The sequence below is a fragment of the Sphingobacterium nematocida genome (assembly GCF_900168125.1).
In the GTDB taxonomy this organism is placed as follows: domain Bacteria; phylum Bacteroidota; class Bacteroidia; order Sphingobacteriales; family Sphingobacteriaceae; genus Sphingobacterium; species Sphingobacterium nematocida.
The window spans coordinates 105,739-123,177 of the sequence record NZ_FUZF01000002.1; the positions used below are offsets into that span (position 1 = coordinate 105,739).

Annotated in this window: 17 protein-coding genes; 8 read left to right on the plus strand and 9 right to left on the minus strand. The window is 39.2% G+C overall.

Annotated elements, in window-relative coordinates:
• Window positions 1-3 precede the first annotated feature (3 nt).
• Window positions 4-2,115: a PKD domain-containing protein gene (locus B5X76_RS02670; protein WP_079640969.1), complete on the minus strand. Its 2,112-nt coding sequence runs from the start codon at window positions 2,113-2,115 to the stop codon at window positions 4-6.
• 176 nt (window positions 2,116-2,291) lie between these two features.
• Here B5X76_RS02670 and B5X76_RS02675 point away from each other — a divergent pair, with 176 nt between their 5' ends.
• Together B5X76_RS02675 and B5X76_RS02680 are read left to right on the plus strand one after the other, a co-directional pair.
• Entirely contained in the window at window positions 2,292-2,858 is a 567-nt protein-coding gene (locus B5X76_RS02675; RefSeq protein WP_079640971.1) for an RNA polymerase sigma factor, read from the plus strand.
• Window positions 2,858-3,571, plus strand: a complete 714-nt coding sequence (locus B5X76_RS02680) for a tetratricopeptide repeat protein (protein WP_079640973.1) — start codon at window positions 2,858-2,860, stop codon at window positions 3,569-3,571. The genes B5X76_RS02675 and B5X76_RS02680 overlap by 1 nt, the downstream gene beginning before the upstream one ends.
• Here B5X76_RS02680 and B5X76_RS02685 read toward each other — a convergent pair.
• From B5X76_RS02685 to recJ, 3 genes are all read right to left on the minus strand, one after another.
• On the minus strand, window positions 3,568-5,085 hold the full coding sequence (locus B5X76_RS02685) for a GH3 auxin-responsive promoter family protein (RefSeq protein ID WP_079640975.1): 1,518 nt from the start codon (window positions 5,083-5,085) through the stop codon (window positions 3,568-3,570). The genes B5X76_RS02680 and B5X76_RS02685 overlap by 4 nt on opposite strands.
• An 18-nt stretch (window positions 5,086-5,103) precedes the next feature.
• Window positions 5,104-5,838: an LPS export ABC transporter ATP-binding protein gene (gene lptB, locus B5X76_RS02690; RefSeq protein WP_079640977.1), complete on the minus strand. Its 735-nt coding sequence runs from the start codon at window positions 5,836-5,838 to the stop codon at window positions 5,104-5,106.
• An 80-nt stretch (window positions 5,839-5,918) separates the two neighbouring features.
• Entirely contained in the window at window positions 5,919-7,619 is a 1,701-nt protein-coding gene (gene recJ, locus B5X76_RS02695; protein WP_079640979.1) for a single-stranded-DNA-specific exonuclease RecJ, read from the minus strand.
• Window positions 7,620-7,735: 116 nt separating this feature from the next.
• Between recJ and B5X76_RS02700 the strand changes: the two genes are divergently transcribed.
• The 3 genes from B5X76_RS02700 (at window position 7,736) to B5X76_RS02710 (ending at window position 10,400) form a co-directional block, all read left to right on the plus strand.
• The gene (locus B5X76_RS02700; protein ID WP_079640981.1) at window positions 7,736-8,524 is read left to right on the plus strand and encodes an MBL fold metallo-hydrolase; all 789 of its coding nucleotides are present in this window, start codon (window positions 7,736-7,738) and stop codon (window positions 8,522-8,524) included.
• Between the two features lie 82 nt (window positions 8,525-8,606).
• The gene (locus tag B5X76_RS02705; protein ID WP_079640983.1) at window positions 8,607-9,086 is read left to right on the plus strand and encodes a cation:proton antiporter regulatory subunit; all 480 of its coding nucleotides are present in this window, start codon (window positions 8,607-8,609) and stop codon (window positions 9,084-9,086) included.
• A 6-nt stretch (window positions 9,087-9,092) separates the two neighbouring features.
• Window positions 9,093-10,400: a cation:proton antiporter gene (locus B5X76_RS02710; protein WP_079640985.1), complete on the plus strand. Its 1,308-nt coding sequence runs from the start codon at window positions 9,093-9,095 to the stop codon at window positions 10,398-10,400.
• Here B5X76_RS02710 and B5X76_RS02715 read toward each other — a convergent pair.
• Both B5X76_RS02715 and B5X76_RS02720 read right to left on the minus strand, forming a co-directional pair.
• Complete coding sequence (locus tag B5X76_RS02715; protein ID WP_317042849.1) at window positions 10,397-10,675, minus strand: metal-sulfur cluster assembly factor; 279 nt, start codon at window positions 10,673-10,675, stop codon at window positions 10,397-10,399. The genes B5X76_RS02710 and B5X76_RS02715 overlap by 4 nt on opposite strands.
• A gap of 47 nt (window positions 10,676-10,722) precedes the next feature.
• Complete coding sequence (locus tag B5X76_RS02720; protein ID WP_079640989.1) at window positions 10,723-11,892, minus strand: glycosyltransferase family 4 protein; 1,170 nt, start codon at window positions 11,890-11,892, stop codon at window positions 10,723-10,725.
• Between the two features lie 222 nt (window positions 11,893-12,114).
• On the opposite strand from B5X76_RS02720, the gene B5X76_RS02725 reads away from it, so the two are divergent.
• Both B5X76_RS02725 and B5X76_RS02730 read left to right on the plus strand, forming a co-directional pair.
• On the plus strand, window positions 12,115-13,092 hold the full coding sequence (locus tag B5X76_RS02725; protein WP_079640991.1) for a polyprenyl synthetase family protein: 978 nt from the start codon (window positions 12,115-12,117) through the stop codon (window positions 13,090-13,092).
• Window positions 13,093-13,167: 75 nt separating this feature from the next.
• On the plus strand, window positions 13,168-13,944 hold the full coding sequence (locus B5X76_RS02730) for an amidohydrolase (RefSeq protein WP_079640993.1): 777 nt from the start codon (window positions 13,168-13,170) through the stop codon (window positions 13,942-13,944).
• A gap of 13 nt (window positions 13,945-13,957) precedes the next feature.
• Here the strand turns inward: B5X76_RS02730 and B5X76_RS02735 are convergent, their stop codons facing one another.
• The gene (locus B5X76_RS02735; protein WP_079640995.1) at window positions 13,958-14,365 is read right to left on the minus strand and encodes a hypothetical protein; all 408 of its coding nucleotides are present in this window, start codon (window positions 14,363-14,365) and stop codon (window positions 13,958-13,960) included.
• A 111-nt stretch (window positions 14,366-14,476) separates the two neighbouring features.
• Between B5X76_RS02735 and B5X76_RS02740 the strand changes: the two genes are divergently transcribed.
• Complete coding sequence (locus B5X76_RS02740) at window positions 14,477-14,917, plus strand: MarR family winged helix-turn-helix transcriptional regulator (RefSeq protein ID WP_079640997.1); 441 nt, start codon at window positions 14,477-14,479, stop codon at window positions 14,915-14,917.
• 63 nt (window positions 14,918-14,980) lie between these two features.
• Here B5X76_RS02740 and B5X76_RS02745 read toward each other — a convergent pair whose 3' ends face one another.
• Both B5X76_RS02745 and B5X76_RS02750 read right to left on the minus strand, forming a co-directional pair.
• Window positions 14,981-16,540: an FMN-binding glutamate synthase family protein gene (locus tag B5X76_RS02745; protein ID WP_079640999.1), complete on the minus strand. Its 1,560-nt coding sequence runs from the start codon at window positions 16,538-16,540 to the stop codon at window positions 14,981-14,983.
• A 129-nt stretch (window positions 16,541-16,669) separates the two neighbouring features.
• The gene (locus B5X76_RS02750; RefSeq protein WP_079641000.1) at window positions 16,670-17,437 is read right to left on the minus strand and encodes a Rossmann-like and DUF2520 domain-containing protein; all 768 of its coding nucleotides are present in this window, start codon (window positions 17,435-17,437) and stop codon (window positions 16,670-16,672) included.
• Between the last annotated feature and the right edge of the window lie 2 nt (window positions 17,438-17,439).

Sequence of the window (17,439 nt, forward strand, 5' to 3'; positions counted from 1 at the left end):
GTGTTAAAAACGAAATATACCATAGATCCCACCATTCCATTGTTGTTGTTTGTCATAGGCAAATCGTAATCCAAGTGCTGGACCTAAATTTACACTCCCGATATTGATATCGAGAAAAGGATTTATCTTAATTGCGCTGTTTGTTTTAGGTAAGTCTTTGGGTTCGCTCATCTGGGCGATTTCCATCACCCCATTCGCCCCCATACGTTCGAGATAATATGTCGTCTGTCCAGAAACTTTGGTATTAAAGTCTTTTCGGGCACTTGCGCCTGCTCCTATTGAAATGAAAGGGTTGAAATTATAACGGATCTGTATGGGGACCTGTAGTGTTAGGTATTCCCGGTTTTCGAAATCGCTGACCGCATTGTAGACAAAATAGTTGGTTTTTCCATCAATAAGATAAGGATGTTCTCCTTTTTCATCTCTGCGAGGAAAATGACTGTCTCTTTTGAAATAACTAGTATACAACTCTATTTGCCAGTAAGGTTTGCGATAGGGAGCGGTCGGAGCGATCCCGAATCCGATTTGATAACCCGTCTTAAATTTATGGCTGAGCTCATTCTCTTTTGGTGTGCCGAAAGTACTTGTAGCTCCTATTGTGATAAATGGGGATAGCGTACGTAAGAACCGTGTGGTAGCGGTATTGGTTTTGATCGGAGGGTTGTTGTCAAAATAGATATTGGTGTATGCGTCAAATGACTTGTTCTTAAGTTTTTTTTGTGTTTCCACTTCAAAAAGAATAAATCCCTTTGTGCTATCCATATCTGTAATGTCTTTTGCTGCTGTACCGGGTAGCGATATATCTTTAAAATGGAAAATGAGGGTGCCATCATCCTTTACATAATAGCGGTAACATCCCTTGCTATTTTCGGTTTCACAGCTGTCACATTTGGGGTATAAGGCTTTTAATTGAAAAGAGTTTTTAACAATCTCATCAGGGATGCGCATCTCTAACCGAACATTCTTCGCGTCGCCTTCACCATCATTTTGAAACTGTACTTTGTAGGTCATACTTTTACGCTTCTTTTGAAATCGGTAATTCATGCGTGCAGGCTTTATAGACATTTTGTTGGGGTCATGAGATTTTACAACAGGGATATCTACTTGGTGGACATTCGCTAGGCCATCTTCTGGTATGAATATACCAGTAATGGTGACAATGGCATTCGTGTCTACCAACATATCTTCGGTTACGTCTAGATTAATCAAGGAAAATTGTTGATCTCCACTTGAGGGATCAACATCGTAGGCTGTTAAAGAGTTATAGGTGTTATAAAGGTCTTTGAAATAGTTGATAGCTTGTTGTTGGTTTTGAAAGGTTGAAACCTCTTTGATACCGTAGTCTGGAGAGCCTGTCTTGGTGAATGTAGACTGCTTTACGCTGGCCCACATACTTGATAGTGTTTCAGTTTTTATCAAGCTATCGATGTTTTCCCGATAATAGGTGCTTTGGTGGGCGAATTGAAAACCGTTAAGTCCTGCAATCTTTTCATTGGAGAGTAGATACACTTTACCTTTCTTTCCTGCGTTTTGTACACCAAGGACTAATGCTATATCTTCCCCAGGTTTAGCATCGGATAACTTGAAAATTTGAAATACACCATTAGAAGCAAAGAAATTTTGCTCAAAACTGTTAGGTGAAAGATGCGCCAATGCGGATTCAGGAACTGTACTTTTAATTTTCCGTTTAGGGCGTTTAGGTTTTGGCCCGTCATCGTAATTGTTTATGGCATAAAGTGATACTTCGTATTCACCAGACTTAGCATATTGATGTATGGGCTCTGCTTGTGTACTGAAGTGACCATCGCCAAAATCCCATAGGTACTTGTAATAAGGAGCTCTCCCACCGGGGACCTGTATTAGCGGCCTTAAAGTAGGTTTGAATAATACCCCATTCGAAAGTTGTTGAAAATCTATTTTACTTTCAAAGGTGTCTATTTGTGCAATCGTGCTGTCTTTTTGCGCAGAGGCGTAGGAGATATTCAGTATGAAATATCCATACAGCAGTAGCCGTATAAATACGAATGAATGTGATTTGGATATTCCATATGACCATTGAAAATTAATTTTTTGACATATGAAAAGTAGGGTAATAATCCAACGTATTTTCATCATAATCTTACCTTAAGGTATAATAGGGCTGTTAATGTTAAATAAACATAATTAAATTTCTTTGTATATGCAATATACCTACCTTCATTACGATCAAGGTACCGTACCTCTGGTTCAAAATCATGATAATTTTATTATACCCGAAATATTTTTAAATTTACAGCGTAATGGCCAATTAAATGCACATAGACCAAGTATATATTCAGTATCTCAAGGATAATGACAGTAAAGGTATACAGCTTATATATAATAAATATGCAAAGCAAATTGTTACCCTGATCATACAAAATAGTGGAACTGAAGATGACGGATATGATATTTTACAAGAATCTTTGGTGGATATTTACCATATGGCGCGGGACAGGGACTTCGTGTTAACAACAAGCTTTTTGGCATTTTTAAGTTTGGTGTGTAAGCGTAAGTGGTTGAACGTCTTGAAAAAAAGACAACGTATGCTGGTAACAAATAGCGAAAATGATTTATTATATGTGGAGGACAGATCATATGGGGAGTGGGAAGAGCTGTTATTACAGATTGATAGAGAGAATTATGTAATGACGGTATTGGATACCATGGGACAAAGTTGTCAAGATATAATACGACGATGTATGGTGGAGAAACATCAGGAAAAAATAGCCGAATCCTTGGGGATTAGTTATGCTTATTTGCGTAAGAAAAAAAGTGAATGTATGTCGACCCTAGTAAAAAAGGTTAGAGAAAGTAATATTTTCAAAAGTTTAAAGTAATGGAGAACCATTCGGAGAAAATACAGGATTATATTGAGGGACTGCTAGATGGAGAGGAATTGATGCGGTTTGAAGCCCGGCTTGCTGTCGACAAGGAGCTTAGAAATATGGTTGCACTACAACGCGAAGTATATGAGATTCTAAATCGGAGAGTGCCAGTGCAGGAAGACTCCTTAAAGAAAACGTTGGCTGAAGTGAATGCGCGCTATAGAGAAGGCTCAAAATCATCGACAACCGGTATCAAGAGATGGTTTCCTGTGGTGGCAGCAGCTTGTATTCTTTTAGTGGGATCACTTTTTTTCTTTAAAGGGTCTAATGAACCGTATGAGCTGCCCTTAATGCGTTCAGAAATTGTTCGTGGAGAGTTAGAAAATACTTCCTATGAGAAGGCTGTGACAGCTTTTAATGAGGGACAATATACCGTTGCAGAAGAGTTGTTGTCTGTTTTATTTGAGCGTGATCCCGAGCAGATACAATATCAGTATTATTTAGGATTGAGTTATATAGGTGCAAAAAAATGGGTAAATGCTGTTGATCTATTATCTCCGATAGCGAGTGGCCCATCGGTGTTTGCATTAGAATCTAATTACTATTTGGCTATTGCTTATTACGAAAAGGGTGATTTTGATAATGCCAAGATGTGTTTGAATAAAATTCCTGCAGAAGGAGATCTGGGTGAAAAGGCGGCTAAATTACGGGAAAAGATGGATTAGGAATTGCGCATTACCTCCAAGAGTGTGTCCAGGTATTCCCTATTATTCGACAAGCGAGGGACTTTGTTTTGTCCGCCTAATTTGCCTCTAGACTTCATCCAGTTGTAAAACGTCGATGTAGGAGCGCTATGGATAATTGGCTTGTTCAACGCCATGTTTTTATAACGCTTAGCATCGTAATCGGAATTTATTTCACGGAGTTTCTGATCAAGTATTTCGCAGAACTTTTGAAAATCAGATGGTTTTTTCTCAAATTCGATCACCCATTCATGTGCACCAGCTTCATTTTCTTTAAAGTATACCGGTCCTGCGGTATAGTCTCTGATGCTGGCATCTGTCTCACGACAGGCAGCCTGAAGTGCTTGCTCGGCGTTGTCCACGATTACTTCCTCACCAAAAGTATTGATGTATTGCTTTGTTCTTCCTGAAATCTGAAAGCGATAAGGAGAAAGTGAAGTGAAGCGGATCGTATCTCCAATTTTATAGCGCCATAATCCAGCGTTGGTAGATATAATCAGCGCATAATTTTTTCCCAATTCTACTTCATCCAGATTTAAAGTCTTTGGATCATCCTCCTCCAGGTGTTCCATGGGTAAAAACTCATAATAGATACCATAGTCCAACATGAGCAATAGGTCTTCAGAATCTGATTGATCCTGTAGCCCGAAATACCCTTCAGAAGCATTATAGTTTTCTAAATAGTACATTTCTTCTGAAGGAATCAGTTGTTTAAACTGCTCGCGGTAGGGTTTGAAGCTAACACCACCATGTCCATAAAATTCTAGATTAGGCCATACCTCTAAGAGATTGTCCTTTTTGGTGATTTCTAAGATTCTGTTGGCCATGACAATGTTCCAGGTTGGAACTCCCGCTAAACTTGTCACATCCTCTTTAATTGTAATTTGTGCTATTTGTTCAATTTTTTCTTCAAAATTAGGGTTTAAAGTCACATCTAGATTTGGTGTTCGTTTAAATTCGGCCCAAAAGGGGAGGTTCCGAATTAGTATGGACGATAAATCACCATAATAAGAGTCTGGACTGAAGTTGTTAATTTGAGACGATCCACCGATAACAACTGATTTACCTGTGAAAAGCTTGTTGTCGGGCTTATTGTGGCAATAAATAGACAGCATATCCTTACCGCCTTGATAATGACACTCCTCCAACGCTTCCATACTTACAGGGATGAATTTGCTCCGGTCTGAAGTAGTTCCCGATGACTTGGCAAACCATTTTATGTCTGAAGGCCATAGAATATTTTGCTCGCCCTTTATCATACGGTCTATGTACCCTTTGATATCGTCGTAATCACTAATTGGAACCCTTTTTTTATATTCTTCCGGTGTGAGGATGCTTTTATAATCGTATTTTTTGCCCCATTCGGTGGCCTCTGCTGCCGATATCAAGTTTTGAAACCATTCTTCTTGCACATCGTGTGGATATTTCATGAATAGCTCGATCTGATGTATGCGCTTTTTCATGATCCATGTGAAGATAGAATTCAATAGTTCCATAGTTCTTGTTATTACAGGTTATAGTTTTTTACGCCTTAGGACGAAGTTTTGGCCCAGGTAGAATTTTCGCGCCATCTCGCTATCTGCTATTTCTTCGGGAGTACCTGTGAGCATGATTTTGCCCTCGGTCAGGAGATAAGCACGATCCGTGATAGAGAGTGTTTCCTGCACATTGTGGTCGGTGATTAACACGCCGATATTTTTGGCTTTTAATTTGGCAACGATAGTTTGGATTTCTTCAACAGCTATCGGGTCTACCCCTGCAAAAGGTTCGTCCAATAGGATGAAATGTGGATTGGCAGCAAGCGCTCTTGCGATCTCTGTACGTCGACGCTCTCCCCCGGAGAGTAGATCGCCGCGGTTTTTACGGACACGGTGCAGACTGAATTCGGTTAATAATTCTTCTAGTCTTGCTTTTCGCTCTTCCTTATTTGGGTGGTGAATTTCTAATACAGCTAGAATATTGTCCTCTACGGATAGTTTTCTAAAGACAGAGGCCTCTTGGGCTAGGTACCCGATACCCTTCTGAGCGCGTTGATACATGGCATCTTTAGTTATTTCTTCATCGTTAAGGAACACATGACCATCATTAGGCTTGATTAACCCGACAATCATATAAAATGAAGTTGTCTTTCCCGCTCCATTGGGGCCTAAAAGACCAACAATTTCACCTTGCTCTACATGGAAAGAAACATCGTTTACTACTGTACGTTGTTTGTACTTCTTGATTAAATGTTCAGCTCTTAGTATCATTCTGCTAAGTCAAAAGTCAAAAGTAAAAATTAAAAAGCAAAAAGATAGATAAAACTCTCCGCTGCTTTAGAGTGATTGCTTTAATAACGGATTCCTTTGATGTTTAACTGAAGGTTCTTTTTGCCTCTCCAGTTGTTTTCTTCGATGCTATAGCAAATATCAAAAGGTTTCTTGCTATTAAGGTGATTGATGTGTTCGGCTAATCCAAAGGCGATACAGTCAAAACTAGGAGATCCTTCTTGGAGGCTCGTAAATTTTAAATGATTAGACCCGACGATGTAAGCACTGCCGTGGATCTGCACGTTTTTGGAGATAAATATAGGAGCTTCATTCTGAGGTCCAAAGGGTTCAAATTGCTTAAGAATGCGGTAAAACTTGTTGTCGATATCTTTAAGTTCAATTTCTGCATCGATAGATACTTCCTGTTGCAGCATTTCAGGTTTGATCGACCGTTGTACAACTTCTTCAAAACGAGCCTGAAAGAGGGAGATGTTTTTTTCCTGCATGGTTAATCCAGCAGCGTACTTGTGCCCACCAAATTGGTCTAGTAAGTCGCTACATTCACTAAGCGCTTCGTATAGGTCAAATCCGACTACAGAACGCGCGGACCCTGCTATATGGCCATTCGTTTCGGTGAGAATAATGGTGGGGCGATAGTATCTTTCTGTTAGTCTAGAAGCAACTATTCCTATCACACCTTTGTGCCAATCAGATTTATAGAGTACCGTTGATTTTTTTAGTTTATCACTTTCGCTATTTTCAATAATAGCCAGTGCTTCTTCGGTTATCCTCAGATCAAAATCCTTTCGGAGATTATTCTGATCGTCCACCATTGCAGAGTAGTTGGAGGCTTCGTCTTTTGATTTTGATATCAAAAGATTGACTGCCCCTTTAGCATGGTCTATCCGGCCAGCAGCGTTTATTCTGGGGCCGATCTGAAATACAATATCGTTAATTGAGAAAATCCCAGTTCTATTGGAAGAAAGATCTATTAGGGCCTGTAATCCTACGGAAGGATTTGTGTTTAGTTTTTTTAGCCCAAAGTGTGTCAATATCCTGTTTTCACCGGTAATCGGAACAATATCAGAAGCTATACTTACCGCGACTAGATCGAGGTATTGGTAGGCTTCATCCATATTCATTTCATTCTTTTTTATAAATGCCTGGATGATTTTAAATCCTATTCCACATCCTGATAATTCTTTATAAGGATAGGGACAGTCTACACGCTTTGGATCCAATACAGCACAGGCATCAGGAATGGTGTCGCCTGGAAGATGGTGGTCTCCAATAATAAAATCTACTCCACGTGTGTTGGCATAGTCAACTTTATCTAAAGCTTTGATTCCGCAATCTAAAGCAATAATTAACGAAAAATCATTGTCGGCAGCGTAATCGATACCTTGCGTAGAGATACCGTATCCCTCAGCATATCTATCGGGAATATAATACTCAATACGGGAGTGAAAAGCACGGAAAAAGCTGTAAACAACGGCAACCGCTGTTGTTCCATCTACGTCATAGTCTCCATAGATCAGGATCTTTTCATTATTGCCTATAGCTCTTTCGATTCGGGAAATAGCAATATCCATATCCTTCATCAAGAAAGGATCCGGTAATTCCTCGAGCGAAGGTCTGAAAAAGGCTTTGGATTGCTCAAAGGTGTCGATGCCCCGATTAACCAATAGCCTAGCAACAATAGGCGTTACACCCAGTTCAGATTGTATTTTACTAATTTTGTTGCTGTCATTTTTTGGTTTTAGGACCCACCTTTTTTGCATATCTTTGCACTATATTTTGTATGTAAATATACATTTTCTAGGTGCTTTTACCTAATGTTGATTATTGTATTTAGTGGTTTGTACGCCTAACTGTCATATTTACAAGATTATAAAAGATGATACAAGCATATTCCCTTTTTGAAGGTTCATTCTCTGTCGACGGAACAAAGAAATTCATTCCGTTTGATCCATTAAAGGATGACCCTAAGAGCCGTCCGGGTTCTTTATTCGTTCATGTTCACCCCTTCTTGATTGTTGCAGGCTGTGGTTTAATCTTGTGTGATACAGGCTTAGGGTACCGCACTGCCGAGGATGAACTGTTGATCCATCATAATATTCGTAAATTAGGGTTTGAACCCGGCGATGTCAAGTATGTATTGATGTCTCATCTCCACAAAGATCATACTGGAGGTATGGTAGATTTCAAAGATGGTGTCGGTCGTATTGCCTTTCCAGATGCAGAGTATATCGTACAACGAGGAGAATGGGAAAATGCATATAGTTCGGAGTCGGATTCTTATCGTACAGAGGTGTTTGACGTGTTACAACGTAGTGGTAACTTGACATTAGTAGAAGGAGAGGGTAGTGTAGACCACGAAATTCGTTATGAAATCAATGGTGGACATACTGAGTTTCATCAAGCTTTTCATATTGAGACTGGGGGCGAGCATTTCTTCTTCGGTGGAGATGTCCTTCCGGAGCCAGAGGAACTGTTTAAAAACTTTATTGCTAAATATGACTATGATGGTCGTGCAGCTCGTGATCGTCGTATAGAATATTGGGAGCAAGGTGCTCCAGAGGGATGGGTTTTTATGTTCTATCACGGCAAATCTATGGCCATAGGAAGACCAAAGCAGAAAGAAGATGGCGCTTATATCCTTTTGGATGCTAGCAAAGAAGGATAGAACCTGCCCGTTGTAGGTTGTATATAACAGTAATTTTCGTTAAGTTTGGTTAACGTCTAATTTTTAACTAATAAAACTAATCATGTCGGTAGTTAGAGAAAGTGATCTTATTGGCATTGGGAAAAAGTATCAGATTGAAACTGAAGCCGGTGATAATATGGTCGTAGTCATTCATGATGATGGTCGGCGAGAGCTATACCGTCATGATGAAGAAGATAATGATACACAATGTGTCATGACGCTCTCGGATGAGGAATCTAGGCAGGTGGCGGGTATTTTAGGAGGCTTATCGTATAAGCCTAAGGCCTTAGAAACAATTGAAGTAGCGTTGGATGATTTACGCATTGAATGGTACAAAGTGGAGGCCTCTAATGACGGCGTTGACAAGAGTATTGGTGAACTCGAGGTTCGACAAAAGACCGGAGCATCTATTATAGCTGCTATTCGTGATAATGAGACCGTTATAAATCCCGGACCTGAGTATATTATAGAACCTGGTGTAACTTTGGTTATTGCCGGTAAAGCAAAAAGCATTAAATTATTGAAAGAGATCCTGCTATAAGATTATATGTCGCATATTATAATATTGGAAATAGGAATTGCCGTTTTGTTGGTCGCATCAGTTGGCTTATTGGCCAATAGGTTGCGGTTTTCGGTTATACCGTTTTTTATTATTATAGGAATGCTGTTGGGAAATAAAGAATATCCCAGTTTTTTGTTGCAGTTTTTAGAGCAGGCAAATAACCCAACGCTGACCTCAGTCGTTGATAAAGTATGGAACTTTTTTACCTTTTCTGAAAGTAAGCCTTTTATCGAGTTTATGGGGCGATTGGGGGTGTTGTTTTTACTTTTTTATCTGGGGCTTGAGTTTTCTGTTGGGCGGTTGATCAAATCCGGCAAATCTATAGTAACTGGAGGCTCATTGTATGTATTGCTAAATTTTGTGTCGGGGCTGTTTATCGGCTGGTTAATGGATCTTCCCTTCAAAGAAGTGATGGTGTTAAGTGGTTTGATGACCAGTTCCTCTACCGCTATAGTAGCAAAAGTGCTGACGGATCTTAAACGTACTGCCAATCCCGAAACGGAGGTGATTATGGGGATGATTATGTTTGACGATTTATTTATCGCGATGCATATATCTTTCTTGTCTGGTCTTATTTTGACAGGAGGGACCTCAGTCCTTGCAGTATTAGGTACATCATTATTGGCATTGGGATTTATATTGACATTTCTCATCTTAGGACGAAAATTAATCCCTTTTATCGACCGATTACTTCAGGAAAAATCATCGGAGCTCTTTATCCTGATTATATTTAGTTTGTTATTTGTTATCGCGGGATTTTCTGAAACTATACACGTAGCCGAAGCTATCGGAGCATTAATGGCCGGGCTAGTATTTGCAGACTCGAAATATATTAAGAAAATTGAAGCGATGGTATTACCATACAAAGATTTCTTTGGGGCTATGTTTTTCTTTAGTTTCGGCCTGTCAATCGATATTTATACGTTAAGCGGCGCAATAGGTTGGGCTACACTTGCTGCGGTAATTACTGTCGTCTGTAATGTAGCTTCTGGTTATTTTGCTGCTCATTTTTCAAAAATGAAACCTCGCGCTTCTTTCGATATTGGACTTACGTTATCTGCAAGAGGAGAGTTCTCAATCATTATGGCCAATATAGGTAAAGCAGGGGGCTTGTTGCCTATACTGCAGTCATTCGTCGTGGTTTATGTTTTGATCCTCTCCATTGTATCCCCCTTATTGACGAAAGAATCTAGAAAGATCTGGAACGCTTTGTTTGGTAAAGAGGAGAAGGTTGCAAAGCCAAAGAAAACACTTGCAGCGTTGGAAGCAAGTGTCTCTTCAAAAAAAGATTAAAGAAATCCCAATTCTAGTTTTGCTTCTTCACTCATCATATCTCTATTCCAGGGAGGATCAAATGTAAGTTCAACCAGTGCTTCGTTGACGCCTTCAACAGCTGCGACTTTACGTTGTACCTCGTCCATGATTTCTCCAGCTACAGGACAACCTGGAGCAGTTAATGTCATAACTATTTTAGCTATTCCGCCTTCTTTGGTTATGATTTCGTAAACGAGGCCTAAATCTACAATATTGGCAGGTTTCAATTCTGGGTCATAAATTGACTCAAGCACCTCTTGAATTTTTGGAGCGATATTTAAGTGGTCTATGATGATAATACTCATTGTTTGTTAGCATTGTGATCGATTGCTGTTTTGTATATTTTCAACAATAGATCAATGTTTTTAGTTGCGGTGTATTTTTCTGTATAGATTGTGATACAGTTTTTACTCATGATTTCTTTTTCCTGACTGCTCAGATCTATCCATTGAGTCAGAGTCTCTTGGATACTGTTCGACGAATAAGGATCAAAATGTAATCCTGTATATAAAGGTACGACCATTTCCTGTAAAATACCAATATTGCTGCTTAGTACAGGGGTTCCTAGTCCATATGCTTCCAAGATGGTCATGGGCATTCCTTCATAACATACCGAAGGAACAACAAGCGCAGATGCTTTTTCCATATTTTGGCGAAGTATATCCGATGACTGAAAACCCAAAAATTCAATATTGGGGTGATCCTGTACGATTTGGACAACCTCTTTTTCTAAAGGTCCAGTGCCAAAGATCTTTAGAGGATAGCTTGTTTTTGTTACTGCCTCGAGCAGTTGTAGTATGCCTTTTTCAGGAGAAAGTCTTCCTATGTAAAGAAAAAAATTCTCAAATTTTTTTTCATTAAGTTGGTTTACTGTAGCAAAGTTCGGCTTTACAACGAAATAGTTTTCGGTTAAACCGAGTTTAGATTGGATAAATATATTTTTTGAAAATTCAGAAAGGACCAAAAATTGATCTATTTGTGACCATGTCCCTATTTTCTTATGCCACCAATATACGAAAGCTGTAACGAATGTTTTGATAAAGCTATTGTCCAGTACTTTGTCTTTTACGGCAGTCCAAGGGAAATCTTCATTAAGACTATTTGTAAAAAGCCGATCCTTTAAAAAAAGTGTTGCTGAGGGACAAATAAGCCGAAAGTTATGCAATGTCATAACAACGGGAATGCCTTTTTTCTTTAGCGTATGTATAATCCAAGGGCCTAAAGCATAATGCACATTGTGTATATGTACGATGTCAGGTTTGAATGCTAAGACATCCTTCATTATTTGTTTCGCTTTCCAAATGTTAAAGGGATAGAGCAGGAATTGGCATAAACCTTTTAGACCTGTGCTGTTTTTTGTTGTAATGGTCTTTATTAGGTTGCCTTTTGACAGTTGTTCGGCCTCTTGCTGGACGACAGTATCTTCTCCTCCTCGATGTTGGTAAAAGTTATGAATAAGAAGAATACGCATATCCAAAGTGTTATCGTCTGTAAATGTTGGTGCTCAAACCGTCCAAAATACTGAAGTAATCATGGTCTTTACCCAGGTTTTGATAAACGTTAAGAGTTTTTTTACAAACTTAGATAAAATGAATGTATTCACGTGTATTAAAAAGGTGAATTCATGTAGGGTAGTCGGGACACAACGGAATTTATTACTTATCTTCGTGGCAGCATTTTTTAGAAGATCGATATGTTTGGAAATCCAATTTTTGCGGAAAAGATTAGTACAGCCTTGACTCACGCTGATTTGCCCTCCTCTCCAGAAAACCTTTATCAGCCCATAAAATATATACTTTCTTTGGCAGGAAAGCGGATTCGACCTCAATTGGTGATATTGGGAGCAGACCTCTTTGGTTGTTTGGATATGGATGAGGTGGTGCCAGCATCTGTTGCTATCGAGTATTTTCATAATTTTACATTGATCCATGATGATATTATGGATAAAGCTCCATTACGACGCGGACAGGCTACTGTGCATCAAAAATGGAACGAAGATGTCGCGATACTATCTGGAGATGCTTTGTTGATTAAGGCTTACGAGCAGTTGGCCAAATGTCCTGCAGTGTTTGTCCCTATTTTATTAAAGGCCTTTAATAAGGTTGCCTTAGAGGTTTGTGAAGGGCAGCAGATGGATATGGACTTTGAGAGCAGAGAGGATGTTACGGAGGAAGAGTATGTAAATATGATTCGTTTAAAGACCTCCGTGTTATTAGGCGGTGCCTTAGAACTTGGAGCTATTATCTCAAACGCTTCGGATGAAGATCGATTTAAACTGTACAATTTTGGGGTAAACTTAGGTATTGCTTTTCAGCTACAGGATGATATTCTAGACGCTTTTGGTGACCCAGATACCTTTGGAAAGCAAGTGGGTGGAGATATCATCGTCAATAAGAAAACTATATTGCATATTTTACTAAAGCAGGGATTGGATAGAGAGGATCTGGAGTTGTTTGATGCTGTTTTAAGTCTACCATTATCCGAATCGAACTCAAAAGTAGAACAGATGAAAATGTTGTATGGTAAATACGATATTTTGCAGAAAGCGAATGCGTTAAAAGAATTATACACACAGCATGCCTATGCAAGCTTGGATGATATAAATGTAGAGGAATCTAGAAAAGAAGATCTTAGAAGTCTCGCTGATCGTCTAATGTACAGGGCTCGTTAATAATTAACTTAGGATTTTTAGAGTAATTTTACTAAATTGGTTGTTTAGTATAATATAATCGAGTTGTAAACATTCATGGAAACTATAAAGATCACCGTATTTCAGGCGTATTTGTTTTGGGAGAATGCAGAAAAGAACCTGCAAAATTTAGGATTACGCTTGTCTTCTTTAAAAGGTAAGACAGACCTGATAATACTTCCAGAGATGTTTAATACCGGCTTTACGATGAATGTCGAAAAATGCGCCGAACGAATGGATGGAATGACCATGCGCTGGATGTATAATACGGCTAAGTCCTTTGAATGTGTCGTCGCGGGTACACTTATTATTGAAGAGGAAGGGCGATACTATAATCGTTTTGTATGGATGTCGCCTGATGGGAGCTATGTCCATTATGATAAGCGCCATTTATTCGGAATGGCCAATGAAAATAGTGTTTTTACAGCTGGAGAGTCTAGGGTGATCGTTGAGCTTAAAGGTTGGAGAATCTGTCCAATGGTGTGTTACGATCTACGCTTTCCAGTATGGTCCAGAAATCAGGAGAACGGGTATGACTTGTTGGTGTATACTGCGAGTTGGCCGGACAAGCGTTCTGCCCATTGGAGAGCATTAATTCCTGCCCGTGCTATAGAAAATCAAGCTTTTGTCATCGGTGTTAATCGAGTAGGGCATGATGGTAATGAAGTTTATTATTCGGGAGGCTCGATGTGTATTTCTCCTCTAGGAGATGTGGTCTACTACAAGCCTGAGGACGAAGATCTCTATACTTTTACGCTAAATCCCAAAGACCTTGAAAGTGCCCGCGAACAATTCCCATTTTTACAAGACGCAGATAAGTTTTCGTTATTATAGATTAAGTACAATATTATTTATAAGGACGGTCTAAAATTGCAGACTGAATTACAGCTTGTCTCAAGTCAAATGAAATAGGCTGTCTCTCCAATTGGCCTTCGTTTTCTGGTCGATCTTGTCGTTCGATCGGTTTTGCTTTTCGATTTTGTTTTGCACGTTGTACTTCCTCAGGAATCTCTTGTATTATATTGCTCTTTGTTACAAATGGGTTTGCTGCTTGTTGTTGAACAATCTTTGGAATAGGAGGTGGAGTGGACTGCTGGCGATGTGCTGGCGACAGCGGTCGATTATCGGAGTTTTGCTGATGAGGTTGCCTTTGCGGGGTGCGTTTGGCCGATTTTGCCATTTCTTCCTTATAATTTGAATATATTTTGTATACGATTGACGCTACAAATACCAATACGATCAGCAAATTTTCCATACGAATAAATATAAGAAATTTTGATGTTAAAGTTAGAATGTTGAAATAAAATTTGGATATTGATTATGGATTTCCTTAATTGCATAAACAACCTATAATTATAACTAACTAATGAATGAATCAACATTAATTTCGGAGGAGTTTTTTTCCTTTTTGTCGGGGAAAGCGTCTACAGCTATTTCGAGAAGGCTACATCGTAACCTAAGAGAGTTTAAGGTAAACATAACTGCTGAGCAATGGAGTATCCTATACTATCTTTGGATGGAAGAGGGACTCACACAGCAAGAGCTTGCAAATTTGACGTTCAGAGACAAACCTAGTATTACAAGACTGATCAACAATCTCGAAAGGGATAGTTTAGTGATACGTGTGAATGATAAACAAGATAGACGTTCAAATCTGATTTACCTGACGAAGGAGGGGCGTAAATTGAGAGAAGTGGGAATGAGGCAGGCTTCTCAGACAATTCGTGAATCCGTTGAGGGGATTGATGAGGAACATTTGAAAATGGCACAACAAATACTTGAAAAGGTTTTCCAGAATTTGAAATGAACATATTCTGTCATAAATAAAAAGGCCTAATCTCTCCGATTAGGCCTTTTTATTTATATAATGTTATTGATCTAAGAATTCTTCCTTTGCAAAGGAATTTTCCTTTTTGTTTAGTCGTCCTGTTTCTTTAAAGTATATGTCTTGGAAACTAAGTGTGGTAATGTTGTCTGTCTTTCTGAAAAACTTATCCGCAGTTACATCATCTAACGTTTTAAAACCACATGCTTCCATGATTTCTACAGTAGCGCGAAGCGTGTTTCTGTGGAACTGAGCAACACGTACATATTTATCTTCCACATCAAGACCTTTGTATAGGTGAGGTCTTTGTGTTGCGACTCCTACAGGGCAGATATCTTCGTTACATTTTAATGCTTGGATACAGCCTAAAGCAAACATCATACCTCGTGCACTGTAACAAGCGTCTGCTCCCAAAGCGATAGCTTTTAAAAGGTCAAAACCGGTAACAACACGACTCGAAGCAATGATTTTAATGTGTTTCTTTAAGCCGAAGTTAATTAGTGTCTTTGTGACGAATGTCAATGCATCATACAAAGGCATACCCAAGTTGTCTGTGAATTCTAGGGGAGCAGCACCGGTTCCTCCTTCTGATCCATCAACGGATATAAAATCGGGGAATATCTGTGTTGTTTGCATAGCATGACAGATTTCGATAAATTCCTGTTTATCCCCGATACAAATCTTAAAACCTACTGGTTTACCGCCAGATAAATCTCTTAATCTTTGTATGAATGCCATCATTTCTAATGGGGTTGAAAATGCGCTGTGCGCAGGAGGGGACATAACATCCGTTCCGGGAACGACGTGACGGATAGCGGCAACCTCTGGAGTATTCTTTGCTGCCGGAAGTATACCTCCGTGACCTGGTTTCGCTCCCTGTGACATTTTTAACTCAATCATTTTGACATAAGGTCTACTCGCCTTTTCTGCAAAAAGATCGCCATCAAAATAGCCGTGTTCATTTCTACATCCAAAATAACCTGTACCGACTTGCCAAATAAGGTCACCACCGTTGATGTGGTAAGTACTGATACCTCCTTCTCCCGTATTGTGGGCAAAGTTTTGTAAAGCAGCTCCTTTATTTAAGGCTGTGATCGCTGTTTTACTAAGTGCACCATAACTCATAGCGGAAATATTATAAATACTTAGGCTATAAGGTTGTTTACACTGACTATTTCCAACCATCGTACGTAGGTCGTGATTCTCTATGTGCGTCGGAAAGATAGAATGTGCAATCCATTCGTTACCAATCGCCTGAGGATCCGTCTGCATACCAAAGGCTACCGTTTCCCGTTGATTTTTAGCTCTTTGGTAGACAATAGATCGCTGTCTTCTATTGAATGGACGACCGTCAGTATCCGATTCCCAAAAGTACTGTCTTAGCTCTGGACGGATAGATTCGAATATATATCTAAAATAACCTACTAAGGGGTAGTTACGGAGGATTGCGTGACTTGTTTGAACGCTATGGTAGATAGCAATGATCAATAATGGAATTGGAACGATTAAAAGCCAAAACCAACGTGGTGTAAAGATAATCCCAAAAGAAATGATGATTACATTTAACAGAATAATGGATACAAGAATTAGTTTTCTAACTGCCATGATATATATGAAGTTACTCTATAAACAAACGTTTGTTATTCGTGTTTGTTTTAATTTTCAGCAAAATTAGCAAGTAATTTGGGCTTTAGGATGTAGGTTTAAATTTTTATTTTTTTTGTAAACAATGTGCTATTTATGTCTGCTTTTTATAATGAAATCAGACAAATGTTGATAGATTTGAGTTAGCTCATTTGAATAACTTAGGAATTGCAAATGCCTGTTTATCGTGCTGAAGTCATTTCTTACGGCTGGTCCAGTCTGTACCTCTGTAGGGAGGTGATTTTGAACCTTATTTGCTGTTTCTAAAATGATTGGACGGAGGAGGTCAAAGTCCATATTTTCACGTTCTAGGATTTCTTGTGCCATACTAAATAACGCATTCGGGAAGTTGTTAACAAGCACGGCCGATACGTGTAACGCTAAGCGTTGCTTGGAGTTGCAGGAGAAGATACGTGTCGCTATTGGGGTCAATAGATTGAATAGTGATTCTGAAGTCTCGGACGAATTGGCTTCAATTCCGAATGGTATCCCTGTTATATCGATCTCGACTTGCCTGCTTATGCTTTGGGCGGGGTATAAGACTCCTGCCTTGTCGAAACGCTGCAAAATTTCGATTGGAGTGGCTCCAGAAGTATGTACCACGATCCCTTTTTTTATTTCGGGCATTTCAGAAATAACTTGGGCAATGGCCGTATCAGAAACCGCTATCAGATAGAGGTCGGCCTCTAGATCAAGGTCCGAAAGATTAGAAATAGATTCTGCTTTAACCGTATCAGCCAATGCTTTTGCATTGGCTGATTGTTTACTGAATACTTGTTTTATAGGATGACCATGTTTGCAAAAGGCTTTTGCAAGTTGTGTTGCAACATTTCCACTGCCTATTATAACAATTTCCATCG